This window comes from Streptomyces cyaneofuscatus (genome assembly GCF_033109485.1).
Taxonomy (GTDB): domain Bacteria; phylum Actinomycetota; class Actinomycetes; order Streptomycetales; family Streptomycetaceae; genus Streptomyces; species Streptomyces cyaneofuscatus.
Genome location: NZ_CP137002.1, coordinates 2,152,614 through 2,171,832, shown reverse-complemented (window position 1 = coordinate 2,171,832; position 19,219 = coordinate 2,152,614). Strand labels below are relative to the sequence as shown.

20 protein-coding genes are annotated in these 19,219 nt (G+C 72.4%); 16 read left to right on the top strand and 4 right to left on the bottom strand.

Annotation, left to right across the window (positions count from 1 at the left end):
• Positions 1 to 2 precede the first annotated feature (2 nt).
• From R2B67_RS09010 to R2B67_RS08995, 4 genes are all read left to right on the top strand, one after another.
• Entirely contained in the window at positions 3 to 995 is a 993-nt protein-coding gene (locus tag R2B67_RS09010; protein ID WP_018509769.1) for an ABC transporter ATP-binding protein, read from the top strand.
• Positions 992 to 2,152: an ABC transporter ATP-binding protein gene (locus R2B67_RS09005; protein ID WP_317817234.1), complete on the top strand. Its 1,161-nt coding sequence runs from the start codon at positions 992 to 994 to the stop codon at positions 2,150 to 2,152. Before R2B67_RS09010 ends, R2B67_RS09005 begins: the two co-directional genes overlap by 4 nt.
• Before the next feature lie 18 nt (positions 2,153 to 2,170).
• Positions 2,171 to 2,830 carry a trimeric intracellular cation channel family protein gene (locus R2B67_RS09000; protein ID WP_018509767.1) on the top strand — a complete coding sequence of 220 codons (660 nt, stop codon included), beginning with the start codon at positions 2,171 to 2,173 and terminating at the stop codon, positions 2,828 to 2,830.
• 63 nt (positions 2,831 to 2,893) lie between these two features.
• Positions 2,894 to 3,766, top strand: coding sequence for a thioesterase family protein (locus tag R2B67_RS08995; protein ID WP_317817233.1), 873 nt, complete (start codon positions 2,894 to 2,896; stop codon positions 3,764 to 3,766).
• 36 nt (positions 3,767 to 3,802) lie between these two features.
• Here the strand turns inward: R2B67_RS08995 and R2B67_RS08990 are convergent, their stop codons facing one another.
• Positions 3,803 to 4,468: a TetR family transcriptional regulator gene (locus R2B67_RS08990; RefSeq protein ID WP_018509765.1), complete on the bottom strand. Its 666-nt coding sequence runs from the start codon at positions 4,466 to 4,468 to the stop codon at positions 3,803 to 3,805.
• A gap of 122 nt (positions 4,469 to 4,590) precedes the next feature.
• Between R2B67_RS08990 and R2B67_RS08985 the strand changes: the two genes are divergently transcribed.
• The 3 genes from R2B67_RS08985 (at position 4,591) to R2B67_RS08975 (ending at position 6,536) form a co-directional block, all read left to right on the top strand.
• Positions 4,591 to 4,746 carry a hypothetical protein gene (locus tag R2B67_RS08985; RefSeq protein ID WP_203612196.1) on the top strand — a complete coding sequence of 52 codons (156 nt, stop codon included), beginning with the start codon at positions 4,591 to 4,593 and terminating at the stop codon, positions 4,744 to 4,746.
• A 93-nt stretch (positions 4,747 to 4,839) separates the two neighbouring features.
• Complete coding sequence (locus tag R2B67_RS08980; protein ID WP_317817232.1) at positions 4,840 to 5,214, top strand: hypothetical protein; 375 nt, start codon at positions 4,840 to 4,842, stop codon at positions 5,212 to 5,214.
• Between the two features lie 152 nt (positions 5,215 to 5,366).
• Positions 5,367 to 6,536, top strand: coding sequence for a cysteine desulfurase family protein (locus R2B67_RS08975; RefSeq protein ID WP_317817231.1), 1,170 nt, complete (start codon positions 5,367 to 5,369; stop codon positions 6,534 to 6,536).
• Between the two features lie 9 nt (positions 6,537 to 6,545).
• Here the strand turns inward: R2B67_RS08975 and R2B67_RS08970 are convergent, their stop codons facing one another.
• Positions 6,546 to 7,313, bottom strand: coding sequence for an N-acetylmuramoyl-L-alanine amidase (locus R2B67_RS08970; RefSeq protein WP_317817230.1), 768 nt, complete (start codon positions 7,311 to 7,313; stop codon positions 6,546 to 6,548).
• A 61-nt stretch (positions 7,314 to 7,374) separates the two neighbouring features.
• On the opposite strand from R2B67_RS08970, the gene mnmA reads away from it, so the two are divergent.
• Complete coding sequence (gene mnmA, locus R2B67_RS08965) at positions 7,375 to 8,508, top strand: tRNA 2-thiouridine(34) synthase MnmA (protein ID WP_161267537.1); 1,134 nt, start codon at positions 7,375 to 7,377, stop codon at positions 8,506 to 8,508.
• Positions 8,509 to 8,592: 84 nt separating this feature from the next.
• Here mnmA and R2B67_RS08960 read toward each other — a convergent pair whose 3' ends face one another.
• Both R2B67_RS08960 and R2B67_RS08955 read right to left on the bottom strand, forming a co-directional pair.
• Positions 8,593 to 9,390 carry an alpha/beta fold hydrolase gene (locus R2B67_RS08960; protein ID WP_317817229.1) on the bottom strand — a complete coding sequence of 266 codons (798 nt, stop codon included), beginning with the start codon at positions 9,388 to 9,390 and terminating at the stop codon, positions 8,593 to 8,595.
• 65 nt (positions 9,391 to 9,455) lie between these two features.
• On the bottom strand, positions 9,456 to 9,791 hold the full coding sequence (locus R2B67_RS08955; RefSeq protein WP_109979676.1) for a DUF427 domain-containing protein: 336 nt from the start codon (positions 9,789 to 9,791) through the stop codon (positions 9,456 to 9,458).
• 106 nt (positions 9,792 to 9,897) lie between these two features.
• Here R2B67_RS08955 and R2B67_RS08950 point away from each other — a divergent pair, with 106 nt between their 5' ends.
• The 8 genes from R2B67_RS08950 (at position 9,898) to R2B67_RS08915 (ending at position 19,219) form a co-directional block, all read left to right on the top strand.
• On the top strand, positions 9,898 to 10,437 hold the full coding sequence (locus R2B67_RS08950; RefSeq protein ID WP_109979677.1) for an LOG family protein: 540 nt from the start codon (positions 9,898 to 9,900) through the stop codon (positions 10,435 to 10,437).
• 25 nt (positions 10,438 to 10,462) lie between these two features.
• A complete protein-coding gene (locus tag R2B67_RS08945) occupies positions 10,463 to 11,152 on the top strand; it encodes an SDR family oxidoreductase (protein ID WP_317817228.1) in 690 nt (229 codons plus the stop codon).
• Between the two features lie 45 nt (positions 11,153 to 11,197).
• Positions 11,198 to 12,226, top strand: coding sequence for a methionine synthase (locus R2B67_RS08940; RefSeq protein WP_317817227.1), 1,029 nt, complete (start codon positions 11,198 to 11,200; stop codon positions 12,224 to 12,226).
• Between the two features lie 32 nt (positions 12,227 to 12,258).
• A complete protein-coding gene (ligA, locus tag R2B67_RS08935) occupies positions 12,259 to 14,523 on the top strand; it encodes an NAD-dependent DNA ligase LigA (protein WP_317817226.1) in 2,265 nt (754 codons plus the stop codon).
• Between the two features lie 366 nt (positions 14,524 to 14,889).
• The gene (locus tag R2B67_RS08930; RefSeq protein ID WP_317817225.1) at positions 14,890 to 17,040 is read left to right on the top strand and encodes a putative bifunctional diguanylate cyclase/phosphodiesterase; all 2,151 of its coding nucleotides are present in this window, start codon (positions 14,890 to 14,892) and stop codon (positions 17,038 to 17,040) included.
• 135 nt (positions 17,041 to 17,175) lie between these two features.
• A complete protein-coding gene (gene gatC / locus R2B67_RS08925) occupies positions 17,176 to 17,472 on the top strand; it encodes an Asp-tRNA(Asn)/Glu-tRNA(Gln) amidotransferase subunit GatC (protein WP_003966094.1) in 297 nt (98 codons plus the stop codon).
• Positions 17,473 to 17,477: 5 nt separating this feature from the next.
• Positions 17,478 to 18,980 (top strand): Asp-tRNA(Asn)/Glu-tRNA(Gln) amidotransferase subunit GatA, encoded by a 1,503-nt coding sequence (gene gatA, locus R2B67_RS08920; protein ID WP_317817224.1) that lies wholly within the window; start codon positions 17,478 to 17,480, stop codon positions 18,978 to 18,980.
• Between the two features lie 5 nt (positions 18,981 to 18,985).
• Positions 18,986 to 19,219 (top strand): hypothetical protein, encoded by a 234-nt coding sequence (locus tag R2B67_RS08915; RefSeq protein ID WP_317824807.1) that lies wholly within the window; start codon positions 18,986 to 18,988, stop codon positions 19,217 to 19,219.

Below are 19,219 nucleotides of genomic sequence, written 5' to 3'. Positions count from 1 at the left end.
CTATGGCACTGCTCTCAGTTGAAGAACTCAGCGTCACCTTCACGGCGCGCGGCCGCAAGGACGCCACGGCCGTGGACGGCGTCTCCTTCGACGTCGACCAGGGCCAGGTCGTCGGCCTGGTGGGCGAGTCGGGGTGCGGCAAGTCCGTCACCTCGCTCGCCCTGATGGGGCTGCTGCCGCGCAAGGGTGTACGGATCGGCGGGCGGGCGGAGTTCGACGGCCAGAACCTGCTGGGCATCAGCGAGCGCAAGCTCCGCGACATGCGCGGCAGCCAGCTGGCGATGATCTTCCAGGACCCGCTCTCCTCGCTGAACCCGGTCGTCCCCATCGGCATCCAGGTCACCGAGATCCTCCAGCGCCACCGCGGTCTCAAGGGCGAGAAGGCCCGCAAGGAAGCGGCGTCGCTGCTGGACCGGGTCGGCATCCCCGACCCGGACCGGCGGCTCAAGGAGTACCCGCACCAGCTCTCCGGCGGTATGCGCCAGCGTGCGCTGATCGCCATGGCGGTGGCCTGCGCGCCCCGCCTGCTGATCGCCGACGAGCCGACCACGGCGCTGGACGTCACCATCCAGGCGCAGATCCTGGAGCTGCTCAAGGAGCTGGTCGACCAGGAGGGCACCGCCCTGCTGATGATCACCCACGACCTCGGTGTGGTGGCCGGACTCTGCGACGAGGTCAACGTCCTCTACGCCGGCCGGGCGGTGGAATCGGCGGGCCGCCGCGAGCTGTTCGCCCACCCCACCCACCCGTACGCGCACGGGCTGCTCGGCTCCATCCCGCGCCTGGACGCCCCGCGCGGCGAGCCGCTCAACCCGATCCGCGGCTCCATCAACGACAAGATCGCCTGGGCCGACGGCTGCGCCTTCGCACCCCGTTGCGACCACTACACGATGGAGTGCCTCACCGGCACCCCCGAACTGACCGAACCACGCGCCGCCGGACACCAGGTGCGCTGCGTCAACCCGGTCCTGCCCAAGGCGGAGGTCCCGGCATGAGTCTGCTCGAACTGGACGGCGTCAAAGTCCACTTCCCGGTCAAGAAGGGCCTCTTCTTCGACCGTACGGTGGGCCATGTCTACGCCGTCGACGGCGTCTCGCTCAGCGTGGAGGCCGGCCAGACGTACGGCCTGGTCGGCGAGTCGGGCTGCGGCAAGACGACGCTCGGCCGCGCGGTGCTGCGGCTGAACGACATCACCGACGGCGCGGTCGTCTTCGACGGCACCGACCTCGCGCAGCTGCCGGACGAGAGGATGCGGACCTTCCGCCGCCGCCTCCAGATGGTCTTCCAGGACCCGCTGGGCAGCCTCAACCCCCGGCAGAACATCGAGTCGATCCTCGCCGAGGGCATGGCCGCCCACAACATCGGCAAGGACCAGACCGAGCGCCGGGAGAAGATCAAGGAGATCCTCGCCAAGGTCGGCCTCCCGGCCAACGCGATGTCCCGCTACCCGCACGAGTTCTCCGGCGGCCAGCGCCAGCGCATCGGCATCGCCCGCGCGCTGGTCCTGGAACCCGACGTGATCATCTGCGACGAGCCGGTCTCCGCGCTGGACGTCTCGGTCCAGGCGCAGGTCATCAACCTGCTGGAGGAGCTCCAGGAGTCCCTGGGCCTGACCTACCTGGTCATCGCCCACGACCTCGCGGTCGTCCGGCACATCTCGGACGTCATCGGGGTGATGTACTTGGGCGGCCTGGTCGAGGAGGCGCCGAGCGACGCGCTGTACGCGGGGCCCCGGCACCCGTACACCAAGGCGCTGATGTCGGCCGTCCCGGTGCCGGACCCCGAGGTCGAGGACCGCCGCGAGCGCATCCTGCTCCACGGCGACCTGCCCTCCCCGGCCAACCCGCCGGCCGGCTGCCGCTTCCACACCCGCTGCCCGTGGGTGCAGGAGACCAAGTGCGCGACCGAGCGCCCGCCGCTGCTGGACACCGGTGACGGGCACAAGGTGGCCTGCCACTTCACGGCCGAGATCGAGGCCGGGACGGTGAAGCAGACCCTGGCCACCGGCATCGAGGCGGTCGTCGCCACGGAGGCGGTCGCGGCCGAGGCGGTGGAGGTCTCGGAGGGGGATGCCCCGGAGGAGGCCCCGAAGGTGCCGGGCCAGGCCGACGCACCTGTCGCCGTGCCCGCGAAGGACGGAGCCGCCGAGTAGGACCGGCACAATTGCCCGGTGCTCACCGAACTGTTCACGCCCTCCGTCCAGCATGCGCTCGACCTCGTCGGGATCTTCGTCTTCGCGATCTCGGGCGCCCTGCTCGCCGTACGCAAGAACTTCGATGTCTTCGGCATCGCGGTCCTCGCCGAGGTGACAGCGCTGGGCGGAGGGCTGTTCCGTGACGTGATGATCGGCGCGATCCCGCCCGCCGCCTTCACCGACCTCGGCTACTTCATCACCCCGCTCTTCGCCGCCGTCCTGGTCTTCTTCCTCCACCCGCACGTGGAGCGCATCCAGGCCGGCGTCAACGTCTTCGACGCGGCGGGGCTCGGCCTGTTCTGCGTGACCGGCACGGTCAAGGCGTACGAGTACGGCCTCGGGCTCACGGCATCCGCGGCGCTCGGGCTGGCCACCGCGGTCGGCGGCGGTGTGCTGCGCGACGTCCTGGCCAACGAGGTCCCCTCGCTGCTGCGCTGGGACCGCGACCTGTACGCGGTGCCCGCGATCGTCGGCGCGACCATGGTTGTCCTGTGCATCCGCTTCGACACCCTCAACGCCTTCACCAGCGGTACGGCGGTCATCGCCGCGTTCACTCTGCGCCTGCTGGCCCTGCGCTTCCACTGGCGGGCGCCGCGCGCGTACAACCGGTCATCGGCGCGGGCCGAGGAGGCCTAGGTCCGGGATTGGTCGTCCCAAAAAGCTACCGCTCAGTAATGCAGTCCATGTACCGTGCATGCCATGGCACAGGCAGCGACAGAGGCGGCGGCACAGACCGCTCCGGCAACCATCGGCGACAGCGAGTTCGACCGCGACACCGCGGTCACCCTGCGCGAGGAGGGCGTCTACGACGCCGAGCTCTCCGCGGGCTGGACCATCATCCACGCCGTCAACGGCGGCTACCTGCTGGCCCTCCTCGGCCGCGCGCTGGGCGAGGCCCTGCCGCACCCCGACCCGTTCTCGGTCTCCGCGCACTACCTCACCGCCTCCGTCCCCGGCCCCGCGGTGATCCGGACCCAGACCGTCCGCACCGGCCGCACCCTCTCCACCGGACAGGCCTCCCTCTTCCAGTACGCGGAGGACGGCAGCGAGATCGAGCGCATCCGGGTCCTCGCCACCTACGGCGACCTGGACGCCCTCCCCGACGACGTACGCACCACCGCCCTGCCGCCCGCCATGCCCGACCGGGACCGCTGCCTCGGCCCGAGCGACGGCGCGCCCAGGATCCCCGGCAGCTCCGCCATCACCGACCGCCTCGACATCAAGCTCGACCCGGCGACCGTCGGCTGGGCGGTCGGCGCCCCGTCCGGCAAGGGCGAGATGCGCGGCTGGTTCGGCCTCGCGGACGGCCGCGACCCCGACGCGCTCTCCCTGCTGCTCACCGTGGACGCCCTGCCGCCGACCTCGTTCGAGCTGGGCCTCACCGGCTGGACCCCCACGGTCGAGCTGACCACCCACATCCGCTGCCGCCCCGCCCCGGGCCCGCTGCGCGTCTCCATCACCACCCGCAACCTCGCGGGCGGCTTCCTGGAGGAGGACGCCGAGGTCTGGGACAGCGCCGACCGCCTCGTCGCCCAGTCCCGCCAGCTGGCGAAGGCCCCGCGCGCCACGTAAGGCGTACGCGTACGACGTCTCCCGCGCCCGCCCGGCTCAGTCCCGGGCGGGTGCCTCGTCGCGTTCCCGGTCCGGGGCGGGCGTCTCGTCCAGCCAGTGCGCCCGGCCGATGGTGACCAGCCGCAGCCGCCGCCGGGTCTGCCGGACCACCTCCCGCTCGCGTTCCGGGCCGGCCTCCAGCAGGGCCGACGCGGTCATCACCATGTGGTCCACGTAGAACCCGCCCAGCATCAGCAGGTCCTCCTCGCTCCACCCGGCCGACCCCGGCTCCTGGCCGAGCGCGCACGCCACCTCCTCGGCGAACCGCCGCAGTTGAGCCGCGATGGCCGCGCGCACCGGGCCCACCCCGCCGTGCTGCTCGCGCGCGATGAACCGGAAGTGCGCGGGCTGCGCGCCGACGTGCCGCGCTATCACCTCCACGCTGCGGTCCACCCGCTCCTGGCTGTCGCCCGTCTCCGCGAGCACCGCGGCGATCAGCCCGTGCAGGCTGCCCAGCGTCTCCTCCACCAGGGCCACCCCGAGCGCGGCGGTGTCCGCGAAGTGCCGGTAGAAGGCGGTGGGGGTGACCCCGGCGGCCCGCGTCACCTCCCGCAGCCCCAGGCTGCTCAGGCTCTGGTGCTCCAGCAGCAGGAGCGCGGCGTCGAGCAGGGCCTGGCGGGTCTTCAGTTTCTGGGTCTGGCGGATTCCGGCGGTGTGACTCATGCCATTCAGTAAACAACCGTTCTCCGAGTCACGGAAGGGGTCGGAGGTTTAGGCTGGCAAGTCAGTGAACACTCGTACTCCGAACGGCTTTCGTCTTCGTCGTCGTACAGAGAGGTCCCGCCGTGCTCGTCCTCGTCGCCGCGCTGCTTCTGCTGGGAATCGCCCTCGGGGCGGTCGCGCAGCTCCCGGTCCCGGTCTCCCTGGCCGCCGGGGCCGTGATCGGCTGCTGGCTGCTGATCTTCGCCGCACGTGAGCGCCACGCGCGCCGCACCCGCTGACCCGCACCCTCCACCCGCGCGCCCGCACCCGCAATCGCGCACCCGCACCCGCCGAGCCTGCCGCACCCGGACCGATCCGAAGGAGCTCGCACCATGACCCTCACCCTCATCGACCGCACCCGTCGTACGGGCCCCGGCATCGACCACGCCACCGAGCAGGGCGCCGACCAGGCGGTGGCCCCCGAGGCGCCCCCCGCCCAGGCCCCCGACCCCGCTCCGCGCCGGGCCGCCGGCCGGGAGGCGGACGGTCTCGCCGTCGCCTCGTTCGTCCTCGGCCTCATCGGCCTGCTGGCGTTCAACCTGCTGCTGGGCCCCACCGCGATCGTGATGGCGCTGCTCTCCCTGGCCCGCCGCACCCGCCGCCCCGGCCGCGCCTACCTGGGCCTCGCGCTCGGCGTCGCCGACCTCGTCGTGCTGGCCGTCCTCGTCACCGTCAACGGCACGGTCGCCTGGAACCTCGGCGCCTGACGCGGGCGCCCCGAGCCGCTCCCCCCGTTCCGGATCGGGCTCCGGACCGGGTTCCGGGCGGGTCCGCGCACCCCGGCACGACCGTGCGCGGTCGCCGCACCGGGACGCGCCCGCCATGCGCCCCGCCCCGGGCTCGTAGAATCGGCCCCACCATGGCCTACCTCGACCACGCCGCGACCACGCCGATGCTTCCCGAAGCGATCGAGGCGATGACCGCCCAGCTCTCCGTCACCGGCAACGCGTCCTCCCTGCACGCGGCCGGGCGCAGGGCCCGCCGTACCGTCGAGGAGTCCAGAGAAACCCTCGCCGACGCCCTCGGCGCACGCCCCAGCGAAGTGGTGTTCACCTCCGGCGGCACGGAGGCCGACAACCTCGCCGTCAAGGGCCTCTACTGGTCCCGGCGCGACGCCGACCCCCGCCGCACCCGGGTCCTCGCCGGCCCCGTCGAACACCACGCGGTCCTGGACGCCGTCGACTGGCTCGCCGAGCACGAGGGCGCCACCGTCGACTACCTCCCGGTCGACGGCTACGGCCGGGTCCACCCCGAGGACCTGCGCGAGGCGATCCTCCGCAACCCCGACGACGTCGCGATGATCACCGTGATGTGGGCCAACAACGAGATCGGCACGATCATGCCGGTACGGGAACTGGCTTCGGTGGCCGCCGAGTTCGGGATCCCGATGCACGCCGACGCCGTGCAGGCCTTCGGTCAGCTGGAGGTCGGCTTCGCCGCCTCCGGGCTGGCCGCGATGACGGTCAGCGGCCACAAGATCGGCGGCCCGTTCGGCATCGGCGCGCTGCTGCTGGGCCGCGACCACACCCCCGTACCCGTGCTGCACGGCGGCGGCCAGGAGCGGCACGTGCGCTCGGGCACCCTGGACGTGCCCGCCATCGCCTCCTTCGCGGTGGCGGGGCGGCTGGCGGCCGAGGGGCGTGAGCACTTCGCCCGGCGCGTCGGCGGGCTGCGGGACGACCTGGTGGCCGCCGTGCGCCACGCCGTCCCGGACGCCGTCCTCGGCGGCGACCCGGACCCGGCCGGGCGGCTCCCGGCCAACGCGCACTTCAGCTTCCCCGGCTGCGAGGGCGACTCCCTCCTGCTCCTCCTGGACGCGCAGGGCATCGAGTGCTCCACCGGCTCCGCCTGCACCGCCGGGATCGCCCAGCCCAGCCACGTACTCCTGGCCACCGGCACCGACCCGGACCTGGCCCGGGGCACCCTGCGCTTCTCGCTCGGCCACACCTCGACCGAGGAGGACGTCAAGGCGCTGGCCCAGGCGATCGGCCCGGCGGTGGAGCGGGCGCGGACGGCCGGACTGAGCTGAGACCGGCTGTTACTCGGCGCGTGTCGCGGAAGCCGAAGGCGAGGCGGACGGGGTCGGCGAAGGCGGTGCCGTCGCCGCCCGCTTCACCAGCTTCAGATAGCGGTCCCAGTCCCAGTGCGGCCCGGGGTCGGTGTGGTCGGTGCCCGGCACCTCCACATGCCCGATGATGTGCTCCCGGTCGATGGGTATGTCGTAGCGCGCGCAGATCGACGCCGTGAGCCGCGCCGACGACTCGTACATCGCCTTCGTGAGGTCCTTCGGCCGGTCCACGAACCCCTCGTGCTCGATGCCGACGGCCCGCTCGTTGAAGGAGCGGTTGCCCGCCTGGTACGCCACGTCCAGCTCGCGGATCATCTGCACGACCCGCCCGTCCTGGCCCACGATGTAGTGCGTCGCGGCCCGGTGGGCGGGGTTCTGGAAGACCCGCACCGCACTGTCGAAGCTGCCCTGGGTGACATGGATGATCACGCGGTCGATCCGGAAGTCGTCCGGGCGGTCCGCCCGCCGCCAGTTCGCCTCGGACGCGGCGACCCAGGTGGCGCCCCCGTAGTCCAGCTCGCCGGGCTTGCGGGGTTTCTCCACGCCCGGCACCCGCCACCACGCCCGCTTCACCTCGTCGCGCACGAGCACGGCGACGGCGCCGGCCGCCACCACACCGCCGCCGCCGATCAGCAGCGCGCGCCGGCTGACGCCGCCGGAGGGCTTCTTCCGCGAGGCCCTGCGTGACGACGTGCCTGAGGGCTTGCCCGACGCCCCGGTGCTCCCGTTGTTCCCCATGTGATCGTCAACGCTTATCCGCGAGCGTTCGGTTCCCGGCGCCCCGTACTCTGGAGGGGCTATGACTCAGACTTCCCAGCGCCCCCTGCGTGTCCTCGCCGCGATGTCGGGCGGCGTGGACTCCGCCGTCGCCGCGGCCCGCGCCGCCGAAGCGGGCCACGACGTGACCGGTGTCCACCTCGCCCTGTCCGCGAACCCCCAGTCCTTCCGGACCGGGGCGCGCGGCTGTTGCACCATCGAGGACTCCCGGGACGCGCGCCGTGCCGCCGACGTCATCGGTATCCCGTTCTACGTCTGGGACCTCGCGGAACGTTTCCGCGAGGACGTCGTGGACGACTTCGTCGCGGAGTACGAGGCCGGGCGCACGCCCAACCCCTGCCTGCGCTGCAACGAGAAGATCAAGTTCGCCGCGCTGCTCGACAAGGCCCTCGCCCTCGGCTTCGACGCCGTCTGCACCGGCCACTACGCCACGGTCGTCCTCGCCGAGGACGGCAGCCGTGAGCTGCACCGCGCCTCCGACATGGCCAAGGACCAGAGCTATGTGCTGGGCGTCCTGGACGAGAAGCAGCTCGCCCACGCCATGTTCCCGCTCGGCGACACCCTCACCACCAAGGACGAGATCCGCGCCGAGGCCGAGCGCCGGGGCCTGGCCGTCGCCAAGAAGCCCGACAGCCACGACATCTGCTTCATCGCCGACGGTGACACCCAGGGCTTTTTGGCGAACCGGCTCGGCGGCCCGGCCGAGGGCGACATCCTCGACGAGTCCGGTACGAAGCTGGGCACCCACGACGGCGCGTTCGGCTTCACCATCGGCCAGCGCAAGGGCCTGAAGATCGGCCACCCCGCCCCCGACGGCAAGCCGCGCTACGTGCTGGACATCTCCCCGGTGAACAACACCGTCACGGTCGGCCCCGTCGAGGCCCTGGACGTGACGTCCCTGACCGCGATCAAGCCGCGCTGGTGCGGAACGCCTCCGTCCGGCCCGGGCTCGTACACCGCGCAGCTCCGCGCCCACGGCGGCGAGACCGAGGTGACGGCCGAGCTGGTGGACGGCTCCGAGCTGCACGTCACCTTCACCGAGCCGGTACGGGGCGTGGCCCCGGGCCAGGCGGTCGTGCTGTACGACGGCAGCCGGGTCGTCGGCTCGGCCACCATCGCGACGACGGTGCGGCGTGAGCGAGTGACCGCGGGCTGAGCCGGCCTACGACGCCTGGCGTACGTACCGGCCTACGACGCCTGGCGTACGTACCGGCCTACGACGCCTGGCGTACGTACCGGCCTACGACGCCTGGCGTACGTACACGTCCCGGGCGAAGAAGTCTGCCAGCACCGGCGCGAGCACCTGCGGCGCCACCTCGCGCATCTGGCCCGTCAGCGTGCGGTGCCGGGCGCGCGGCAGGGCCTCGGCCAGGGTCCGGGTGGACGCCCGGGCCCGGGCCGAGCTGAAGCCGCCGCAGACCACCAGCGTGCGGGCGGTGACGGCGGCGAACCGCTCGGCCGGGATCGCCCCGTCGCCCAGCAGCGCGTCGTCGTACGCCAGGGTGTGCGCCAGCGCCTCCAGGCCCGGCCACAGGGGCGCGCGCCGCATCCGGGTCACCGTCGCCGGGTCGACGCCCGTCGCCGTGAGGAACAGCTCCACCGCCCCGGCCCGGTCCCCGGCCGCCAGCAGCCCGTGCAGCCGGTCCGTGCAGCGGGCCTTGAAGCGGAGGCCGGAGGCGCCGGGGGTGTAGGGCGGCTCGTACACGGCGAGCAGGCCGACGGGGAGCCCGGCGGCGGCCGCCTCCAGGGCCAGCGCGCCGCCGGAGGACATGCCGAAGACCGAGGCGCCGGTGCCCGCCGCACCCACGACGGCGGCCAGGTCCTCGATCTCCCGGCGCACGCCGTCCGCACCGCTGCCACTGGCGCCGCGCCCCCGGCGGTCGTACGTGACCACGGTGAAGCGCGGCGCCAGCAGCTCGGCCAGGGGCGCATCGGTCGCCGCGGTGCTCAGTGCCCCGCCCACCAGCACCAGCGGTGGCCCCTCGCCCTGGCGGCGGTAGGCGATCGGCGTGGAGTCGGCGGAGAGAATCCTGTCCATGGGAGGGGAGACCGGGGCGGCTCCCGAAACTCATCGCTCCAGCGGAAAAACCTGCGCGGCGCAGGTCAGCCGGCCACCGGCTCCGTCCCGTAGAAGCAGAAGTGGTCCTGGATCGCGGCGACTTCGGGCTTCGGGTCCGGGTAGGCCCAGACGAGGTCGGCGGCGCCGGGGAGCGACCAGTAGGAGGCGTCCCCCTTGAACGGACAGTGGGTGGTGGTGTCCGACGGGGTGAGCAGCTCGGTACGGACGTCCTCGGGCGGCAGGTAGTAGCGATCCGGACAGCCCGTCTCGCGCAGGATGAGGGGGCGGCGGCTCTCGGCCAGCACCTGGCCCTCGTGCACCGCCCTGACGTGCACGGTGCCCGGCTCGACGGTGATGTGGTGTCCTCGGGTGGAAGTCATGCCTCTCTCAGCGACGTACGGGCCGGGAAACTTCCCCGAACGCCGTCGTCGACCGGAATCCTCACCGGAACGGGGGAGTGTCCGAGCCGGGTCGTACGGTGGCTCCATGAACATCTGCGTCTTCCTCTCCGCCGCCGACCTCGACGACCGCTACACCGTGCCCGCCCGGGAGTTCGCCGAACTGCTCGGCAGAGGCGGGCACACCCTGGTCTGGGGCGGTTCGGAGAGTGGCCTGATGAAGGTCGTCGCGGACGGGGTGCAGGAGGCGGGCGGGCGGCTCGTGGGGGTCTCGGTCGACTTCCTCGCCGCGAAGGCCCGGACGAACGCCGACGAGATGGTGATCGCCCGCGACCTCGCCGAGCGCAAGGCCCTCCTCCTGGAGAAGTCCGACGCGATCGTGATCATGGTCGGCGGCACCGGGACCTTGGACGAGGCAACCGAGATCCTGGAGCTGAAGAAGCACGGCAAGCACACCAAGCCGGTCGTCCTGCTCAACACGGCGGGCTTCTACGACGGGCTGCGCGAGCAGTTCCAGCGGATGGAGGACGAGGGGTTCCTCCCGCTGCCCCTCACCGAGCTGGTCTTCTTCGCGAAGGACGGCGTCGGCGCGCTGGCGTATCTGGAGGAGTCCGCCGGGCTTCAGTGATCAGGCCTCCGCCTAGGATCGCCCCATGCCTACCCACCTCATCACCGGCGCCGGTTCCGGCATCGGGGCCGCTGTCGCCCGCCGCCTCCTGGAGCGCGGCGACGACCTCGTCCTCCTCGCCCGTGACGCCGGCCGCGCCAAGGAGTTCGCCGACCGCTACCCGGGTGCGCGGACCCTCGTCGGCGACCTCGGCAACCCCGACCGGCTCTCCTGGGCGTTCGGCCAGCAGCCCATGCCCGAGCGGATCGACACCCTGCTGCACATCGCGGGCGTCGTCGAGCTCGGCACGGTCGGCGAGCTCACCCCCAAGGCCTGGCACTTCCAGCTCAACGCCAACCTCATCGCCCCCGCCGAGATCACCCGCCTCCTCATCCCGCAGCTCCGCGCCGCCCAGGGCCACGTCCTGTTCGTGAACTCCGGCGCCGGGCTCAACGCCCACGCCGGGTGGAGCGCGTACGCCGCGAGCAAGCACGGCCTCAAGGCGCTCGCCGACTCACTGCGCCACGAGGAGCACGGCAACGGGGTGCGGGTCACCAGCGTCTACCCCGGGCGCACCGCCAGCCCCATGCAGGCCAAGGTGCACCAGCAGGAGGGCAAGGAGTACGACGCCGGCCGCTGGATCGACCCCGAGTCGGTGGCCACCACGATCCTCATGGCGATCGACCTGCCGCGCGACGCCGAGGTCAACGACCTCACGGTCCGCCCGGGCCGCTGAAGCCCGGTCGCGCGGGTGCCCCACCCGGGACCGTAGGCTTCCGGCGTGAGCGAGAAGAGCAAGTTGAGCGGGTGCCCGGCGACCGGGATCGGTTCGATGCCCGGGGGAGACGCGAGGGAGGCGGCGAAGACCGTCACCGGCTCCTTCGCCGACGGCCAGGGCATGCCGTACCTGGCGGAGCTGCCGGCGCGCGGACCGGGCGCCGACATGATCGGCCGGACCATCGGCATGCTCGTCGAGATGTACGGACACGTCGAGCCGAGCGGCTGGCGGATCAGCGACCGGCCCGGCCGCGACACCCGCCGCGCCCGCTCCTGGCTGGGGGAGGACCTGGACGCCCTGGAGGAGTTCACCCAGGGGTACGAGGGGCTGCTCAAGGTCCAGGCCGTCGGCCCGTGGACGCTGGCCGCCGCCCTCGAACTGCGCGGCGGCGAGGCCATGCTGGGCGACCCCGGGGCCTGCCGTGACCTGGCCGGTTCGCTGGCCGAGGGGCTCCGCGCGCACCTCGCCGAGGTGCGGCGCCGCATGCCCGGGGCCGAGGTGGTCCTCCAACTGGACGAACCCTCCCTGACCGCCGTCCTGCTGGGCCGGGTCCGCTCCGCCAGCGGCTACCGCACCTACCGGGCCGTCGACCGCCAGGTCGTCGAGTCGGCGCTGCGCGACGTCCTCGCCGCCGCGGGTGAGGAGGGGACGACGATCGTCCACTCCTGCGCCCCCGAGGTGCCGTTCGCGCTGCTGCGCCGGGCCGGGGCGGACGGAATCTCGTTCGACCTCTCCCTCCTCACGGAGCGTGAGGAGGAGACGATCGGGGAAGCGGTCGAAGGCGGCACCCAGCTGTTCCTGGGCGTCGTGCCCTCCACCGACGCGGCAACGACGGCATTGTCAGACCCGGGCGGTAGCGTCATGGGGGTCAGGACGCTGTGGAGCAGGCTGGGGCTGAATCCGGGGACTCTCGCCGAGTCCGTCGCGATCACCCCGTCGTGCGGTCTCGCGGGCGCGTCGCCCGCCCATGCCCGCGCCGCGCTCGCCCACAGCGCCCGGGCGGCGAGGTCGCTCGCGGACAACCCTGAGTGACGGGGACGACGGGTAAACAGGAGGACGGGACGATGGCGGGCGAAGAGCGGGTGGAGCAGGAGAGCTCGGTCCCGGCGGACGCGCGGGAGACCCACGCGCTGCTGGCCGAGCAGATCGAGGAGCACCGCTTCCGGTATTACGTGAAGGACCAGCCGGTCGTCAGCGACGCCGAGTTCGACCGGCTGCTGCGCTCCCTGGAGGCCCTGGAGGACGAGCACCCGGCCCTCCGCACCCCGGACTCCCCGACCCAGAAGGTGGCGGGGCCCTACATCACGGAGTTCACCTCCGTCGAGCACCGCGAGCGGATGCTCTCCCTGGACAACGCCTTCGACGACGAGGAGCTGGCCGCCTGGGCCGAGCGCGTCGCCAAGGACGTCGGCACGCCCGACCACCACTTCCTGTGCGAGCTCAAGGTGGACGGGCTCGCCGTCAACCTCACCTACGAGCACGGCAGGCTGACCAGGGCGGCGACCCGGGGCGACGGCCGCACCGGCGAGGACATCACGCCCAACGTCCGCACCATCGCGGAGATCCCGCACCGCCTGAAGGGCGAGAACATCCCCGCGCTGGTCGAGATCCGGGGCGAGGTCTTCTTCCCGATGGAGGCGTTCGAGGAGCTGAACGCCCGGCTGGTGGCCGCCGACGACAAGCCGTTCGCCAACCCGCGCAACGCGGCGGCCGGTTCGCTGCGCCAGAAGGACCCGAAGGTCACCGCCACCCGCCCGCTCCACATGGTGGTGCACGGCATCGGCGCCCACGAGGGCCTCACCCTCGACCGCCTCTCCCAGGCCTACGAGCTCCTCCGCACCTGGGGCCTGCCCACGGCCAAGCACAACAAGGTCGTCGACTCCCTCGCAGGCGTACGGGAGTTCATCGCGTATTTCGGCGAGCACCGGCACTCCGTGGAGCACGAGATCGACGGGGTCGTCGTCAAGCTCGACGAGATCCCGCTCCAGGGCCGCCTGGGCTCCACCTCGCGCGCCCCGCGCTGGGCCATCGCCTGGAAGTACGCCCCCGAAGAGGTCAACACCAAGCTGGTCAACATCCGCGTCGGCGTCGGCCGCACCGGCCGCGTCACGCCGTACGCCCAGGTCGAGCCGGTCGAAGTGGCCGGTTCCGAGGTCGAGTTCGCCACCCTCCACAACCAGGAGGTGGTCAAGGCCAAGGGCGTCCTCATCGGCGACACCGTGGTCATCCGCAAGGCGGGCGACGTCATCCCGGAGATCCTCGGCCCCGTCGTCGACCTGCGCGACGGCACCGAGAAGGCGTTCGAGATGCCGACGCACTGCCCCGAGTGCGATACGGAACTGCGTGCGATGAAGGAGGCCGACATCGACCTCCGCTGCCCCAACGCCCGCACCTGTCCCGCCCAGTTGCGCGAGCGGGTCTTCTATCTCGCCGGGCGCAAGAGCCTGGACATCGACCACTTCGGCTATGTGGCCGCCGCCGCCCTCACTCGGCCCCTGGAGCCCGCCGAGCCGGTCCTGAAGGACGAGAGCGGGCTGTTCGACCTCACCATCGAGGAGCTGCTGCCGATCCGGGCGTACGTCCTGGACCAGGACAGCGGGCTGCCCAAGCGCGACCCGAAGACGGGCGAGGAGAAGATCGCGACGGTCTTCGCCAACAAGCAGGGTGAGGCGAAGAAGAACGCGGTGGCCATGCTGGAGGGCATCGCCGCGGCCAAGGAGGCGCCGCTGGCCCGGATCCTCACCGGGCTCTCCATCCGGCACGTCGGCCCCGTCGCCGCCCAGGAGCTGGCCCGTCAGTTCCGCTCCATCGACCGGATCGACGAGGCCACCGAGCAGGAGCTGGCCGACGCGGACGGCGTCGGCCCCATCATCGCCGCCTCCGTCAAGCAGTGGTTCGCCGAGGACTGGCACCGCGAGATCCTGCGCAAGTGGCGTGAGGCCGGGGTCCGGATGGCCGACGAGGGCTCGGACGAGGAGCAGGGCCCCCGCCCCCTCGAAGGGCTCACCGTCGTCGTCACCGGCACCCTCACCGCCTACACCCGGGACGGCGCCAAGGAGGCGCTCCAGAGCCTCGGGGCGAAGGTCACCGGATCGGTGTCGAAGAAGACCGCGTTCGTGGTCGTCGGCGACAACCCCGGCTCCAAGTACGACAAGGCCATGCAGCTGAAGGTCCCCGTGCTGGACGAGGCCGGGTTCGCCGTCCTCCTCGAACAGGGCCCCGACGCGGCCCGGGAAGCGGCTCTGCCCGTACCGGAAGCGGCGGCCCCGGGAGCCGCGCCGGAAGCTGACGCGGAAGCCCCGGCGGCCCCGGAAGCCGCGTCCGAGTAGACCGCCCGCCCCCGGCGACGCGCCCGCCACTCCCGGACACCCTCTGTTCGCCGGATCGAGACGACTTCGAGACGCGGCCCCGGCGTGGCGCGCCCCGGGCGGGGAAGAAATGGGGCAGAGGGGCGAAGAAGGGTCGGCCGGACCTCGAACGGCCCACCGGCGTCACCCGTTCGGCGCATAGCAGATGGTGACGGGTCGTCGGTTCGCCTTCGGCAAGAGCTGTAGAGCGCTGCCCCTGGAAGCCTTTCGCGGCCTACTGTTGAGGGGTAGCGCCTGCCGTGCACCGGCCGCCCGTCCGGGGCCGTGCGAGCAAGGGAGCGGGGGCCACCGAGGGACTTCGGCACCGCCGGCTGTGAGAGGGACGGAATGAAACCGACCGAGAGCGCCGCCCCGGTGTCGCGGCTGCAAGGTTTCGTCGGCCTCACGTCGCCCGTGGGCGCCGCCACCATCGGGATCGCCGCGTTACTTCTGGCAGCCGGCTTCTACCGGACCGTGCAGGACGGCCACGCCCTCTTCCCGGACGGCACCGTGGGCTGGTCGATCGCCGTGCTCACCGGGATCATCGTCGGCCATCTGGTCGCGCTCGGCCGCGATCGCTGGTGGGGCGGCACCGGCTCCGGGGCCGCCCTCACCCTCGCCGTGCTGCTGCTCTACGGCTGGCTGCCCGCGGGTCTGGTCAGCCTCGTCGTCGTGGTCCTCGTCGGGAGCGCCCGCAGACACCGCTGGTGGCAGGGGCTCCTGCACGGCGCGGTGGACATCCTCGGCATCGCGGCGGCGGCGCTCGTGCTGGCCGCGTTCGGCGAGGTGCCGACCGTGGAGCGGCCCTGGCTGCCACTCGACTGGGGCATCGCCGCCGTACCGGAGCTGCTCCTGACGGCGTCGACGTATCTGCTCGTCACCCGGGTCCTGCTGTGGTACGCCGGAGCGCCCCAGAACGGTGGGCTGCCGACCATCGCCCGCACCGCCCTGCTGCGCCAGGGGCTCGTCGCCGTGGCCCTGCTCGGCCTCGCCCCGCTGATCTGCGTCGTCGCGATGTCCATGCCCGTCGTGCTGCCGCTCTTCGCGGTCCCGCTGATCGCCCTCGACTCCACGCTCTGGATCGCCCGGGCCCGCGCCGAGGAGCAGCTGCGCGACCCGCTGACCGGGCTGCCCAACCGCCAGTGGCTGCTGGAGCGGACCTGGTCGGCCCTGGAGGACGCCGAGAGCGTGGGCACCCGGTCGGCGCTGGTCCTGATCGACCTGGACCGCTTCCGCGCCGTCAACGACACCCTCGGCCACCTCGCCGGGGACCGGCTGCTGCTCCAGATAGCGGAACGCCTCCGCCTCGCCCTGCCGCCCGGCGCCGAGGCGGCCCGGCTCGGCGGCGACGAGTTCGCCGTACTCCTGCCGCAGGCCGACTCGACCACCAGCGCCCAGCGGGTCGCCCGCCACCTGGTCGCCGAGCTGTCCTCGCCGCTCGACCTGGACGGTCTGGTCCTCGTGCTGGAGGCCAGCGCCGGAGTCGCCGTCTACCCGGACCACGCGCTGGACGCCGAGGGGCTGCTCCGCCGCGCGGACGTCGCGATGTACCAGGCCAAGCGTGACCGTACGGGCGTGGAGGTGTACGAGTCGAAGCGGGACAGCAACACCCCCGACCGGCTCGGGCTCCTGGGCGATCTGCGCCGGGCGCTGGACGCGGGCGACGTCGAGCTGCACTACCAGCCCAAGGTCCGCTTCGACGGTCAGGTGGCCGGCCTGGAGGCGCTGGTGCGCTGGGTGCACCCCGAGCGCGGCCGGGTCCCCCCGGACGAGTTCATCGCCATCGCGGAGTCCTCGGGGCTGATGCCGCACCTCACGGAGTACGTCCTGGAGACGGCGCTGGCGCAGGTCGCCCGGTGGCGGGCGCAAGGCCTGTTCGTGCCGGTCGCGGTCAACGTCTCCCCGCGCGACGTGCACACCCCCGGCTTCGCGGGCGGGGTCGCCGCCCGCCTCGCCCGGCACGGCGTCCCGGCCTCGGCGCTCCAGCTGGAGATCACCGAGCACGTCCTGCTGGAGGACCCGCAGCGGGCCGCCGACACCCTGGCCGGGCTGACGGCGCACGGCGTGAAGATGTCCCTGGACGACTTCGGTACGGGGTACTCCTCGCTCGTCCATCTGCGCCGGCTGCCGGTGAGCGAGCTGAAGATCGACCGGTCCTTCGTGGCCCGCCTCGCCCTGGACCACGAGGACGGCGAGATCGTCCGCTGCACGATCGACCTGGCCCACTCGCTCGGCCTGGTCGTCGTCGCCGAGGGCGTCGAGGACGACGAGACCTGGGAGCGGCTGCGGGACCTGCGGTGCGACGCGGTGCAGGGCTGGCTGGTGGCGGCCGCGATGCCGCCCCAGGAGACGACGGCCTGGCTCCGGGCCCGCGGCCGGCACGGCTGGCGCCGCCCCGCGGAGCTGGAGGCCCAGGCGGCGGCCGCCGCGGCGAACGGCAAGCAGGAGGCCAAGCCGCACCCCCAGGGACGTACGGTCTCGGGCCCGGCGACGACCTGAGACGCGGCGGCGGTCCGGGCAAACGCGGCGGCGGTCCGGGCAAAAGGGGTGGGCTGATCGGGGTGGGGTACCCGCCATGACCGGACCCCATAGGATTGGGGCCAAAACCACACACCAACCCCTGAGGATCGCTGCATGCCTGGCATCACGCGCGAGGAGGTCGCCCACCTCGCCCGGCTGGCGCGTCTGGAGCTGAAGGGCGAAGAGCTCGATCACTTCGCCGGTCAGCTCGACGACATCATCGGCGCGGTCGCCCGCGTCTCCGAGGTCGCCGACCAAGACGTACCGCCGACCTCCCACCCGCTGCCGCTGACCAACGTCATGCGCGCGGACGAGGTCCGTCCGTCGCTCACCCCCGCGCAGGCGCTCTCCGGCGCCCCGGCCCAGGAGCAGCAGCGTTTCAAGGTGCCGCAGATCCTGGGGGAGGACTAATCGCCATGACGGACCACAGCACCATCATCAAGCTCACCGCGGCCGAGATCGCCGCGAAGATCGCCTCCGGCGAGCTGACGGCCGTCGAGGTCACCGAGGCGCACCTGGCCCGGATCGACGCGGTCGACGAGAAGGTCCACGCCTTCCTGCACATCGACCGCGAGGGCGCGCTCGCCCAGGCCCGAGCCGTGGACGCCAAGCGTGAGGCGGGCGAGAAGCTCGGCCCGCTGGCCGGCGTCCCGCTCGCGCTGAAGGACATCTTCACCACCAAGGACATGCCGACCACCGTCGGTTCCAAGATCCTTGAGGGCTGGGTCCCGCCGTACGACGCCACGCTCACGCAGAAGCTGCGCGCCGCCGACGTCGTCATCCTCGGCAAGACCAACATGGACGAGTTCGCCATGGGGTCCTCCACCGAGAACAGCGCCTACGGCCCCACCGGCAACCCGTGGGACCTCACCCGCATCCCCGGCGGCTCCGGCGGCGGCTCCTCCGCCGCCCTCGCCTCCTACGAGGCCCCGCTCGCCATCGGCACGGACACCGGCGGCTCCATCCGCCAGCCCGCCGCCGTCACCGGCACGGTCGGCGTCAAGCCCACCTACGGCGGCGTCTCCCGCTACGGCATGGTCGCCTTCTCGTCCTCCCTGGACCAGGGCGGGCCCTGCGCCCGTACGGTCCTGGACGCGGCGCTGCTCCACGAGGCGATCGCCGGGCACGACCCGCTGGACTCGACCTCCATCGACGCCCCGGTCCCGCCGGTCGTCGAGGCCGCGCGCAACGGCTCCGTCCAGGGCATGCGCGTCGGCGTCGTCAAGCAGTTCCGCGGCGAGGGCTACCAGGCCGGTGTCCTCCAGCGCTTCGACGAGTCGGTCGAGCTGCTGAAGTCGCTGGGCGCCGACATCGTCGAGCTGGACTGCCCGTCCTTCGACCTGGCGCTCTCCGCGTACTACCTGATCGCGCCCTCCGAGTGCTCCTCCAACCTGGCCCGCTTCGACGCCATGCGCTACGGCCTGCGGGTCGGCGACGACGGCACGAAGTCGGCCGAGGAGGTCACCGCGCTCACCCGCGAGGCCGGTTTCGGCGACGAGGTCAAGCGCCGCATCATCCTGGGGACGTACGCGCTCAGCTCCGGCTACTACGACGCGTACTACGGCTCGGCCCAGAAGGTCCGCACCCTCATCACCCAGGACTTCGAGAAGGCCTTCGAGCAGGTCGACGTGATCGTCTCCCCGACGACCCCGACCACCGCCTTCCCGATCGGCGAGCGCGCCGACGACCCGATGGCGATGTACCTCGCGGACCTGTGCACCATCCCGACCAACCTGGCCGGCAACTCCGCCATGTCGCTCCCCTGCGGCCTGGCCCCGGAGGACGGTCTGCCGGTCGGACTGCAGATCATCGCCCCCGCCATGAAGGACGACCGGCTCTACAAGGTCGGATCCGCCGTCGAGGCCGCCTTCGTGGAAAAGTGGGGGCACCCGCTGCTTGAGGAGGCTCCGTCGCTGTGAGTGCCATGGCAAAGAAGGCCCAGAACTTCAAGAAGTCCAAGACCGGGCTGTACGTCGCGCTCGGCAGTACCGCGTTCGGCGCGATCAGCGTCGCCAAGCAGGCGAAGCTCGCCCGCAACGACAACGACGTGCTGCGTCTCGTCGACGCGGCCGTCTCCGCGGCCGCCATCGTCACCGGACTCGCGATCCTCTATCGCGAACTGAAGCGTCTCGGCGACGACGACGTCCTGCTGGGCTGA

Excerpts from the sequence above, each read along its gene's own strand:
- ligA (WP_317817226.1), top strand. The coding sequence starts at position 12,259 with ATGGCGGGCGAAGAGCGGGTGGAGCAGGAGAGCTCGGTCCCGGCGGAC.
- R2B67_RS08975 (WP_317817231.1), top strand. The coding sequence starts at position 5,367 with ATGGCCTACCTCGACCACGCCGCGACCACGCCGATGCTTCCCGAAGCG.
- R2B67_RS08990 (WP_018509765.1), bottom strand. The coding sequence starts at position 4,468 with ATGAGTCACACCGCCGGAATCCGCCAGACCCAGAAACTGAAGACCCGC.
- R2B67_RS08915 (WP_317824807.1), top strand. The coding sequence starts at position 18,986 with ATGGCAAAGAAGGCCCAGAACTTCAAGAAGTCCAAGACCGGGCTGTAC.
- R2B67_RS09005 (WP_317817234.1), top strand. The coding sequence starts at position 992 with ATGAGTCTGCTCGAACTGGACGGCGTCAAAGTCCACTTCCCGGTCAAG.
- R2B67_RS08980 (WP_317817232.1), top strand. The coding sequence starts at position 4,840 with ATGACCCTCACCCTCATCGACCGCACCCGTCGTACGGGCCCCGGCATC.
- R2B67_RS09010 (WP_018509769.1), top strand. The coding sequence starts at position 3 with ATGGCACTGCTCTCAGTTGAAGAACTCAGCGTCACCTTCACGGCGCGC.
- R2B67_RS08950 (WP_109979677.1), top strand. The coding sequence starts at position 9,898 with ATGAACATCTGCGTCTTCCTCTCCGCCGCCGACCTCGACGACCGCTAC.
- gatA (WP_317817224.1), top strand. The coding sequence starts at position 17,478 with ATGACGGACCACAGCACCATCATCAAGCTCACCGCGGCCGAGATCGCC.
- mnmA (WP_161267537.1), top strand. The coding sequence starts at position 7,375 with ATGACTCAGACTTCCCAGCGCCCCCTGCGTGTCCTCGCCGCGATGTCG.
- R2B67_RS08955 (WP_109979676.1), bottom strand. The coding sequence starts at position 9,791 with ATGACTTCCACCCGAGGACACCACATCACCGTCGAGCCGGGCACCGTG.
- R2B67_RS08960 (WP_317817229.1), bottom strand. The coding sequence starts at position 9,390 with ATGGACAGGATTCTCTCCGCCGACTCCACGCCGATCGCCTACCGCCGC.
- gatC (WP_003966094.1), top strand. The coding sequence starts at position 17,176 with ATGCCTGGCATCACGCGCGAGGAGGTCGCCCACCTCGCCCGGCTGGCG.
- R2B67_RS08995 (WP_317817233.1), top strand. The coding sequence starts at position 2,894 with ATGGCACAGGCAGCGACAGAGGCGGCGGCACAGACCGCTCCGGCAACC.
- R2B67_RS08945 (WP_317817228.1), top strand. The coding sequence starts at position 10,463 with ATGCCTACCCACCTCATCACCGGCGCCGGTTCCGGCATCGGGGCCGCT.
- R2B67_RS08970 (WP_317817230.1), bottom strand. The coding sequence starts at position 7,313 with ATGGGGAACAACGGGAGCACCGGGGCGTCGGGCAAGCCCTCAGGCACG.
- R2B67_RS08930 (WP_317817225.1), top strand. The coding sequence starts at position 14,890 with ATGAAACCGACCGAGAGCGCCGCCCCGGTGTCGCGGCTGCAAGGTTTC.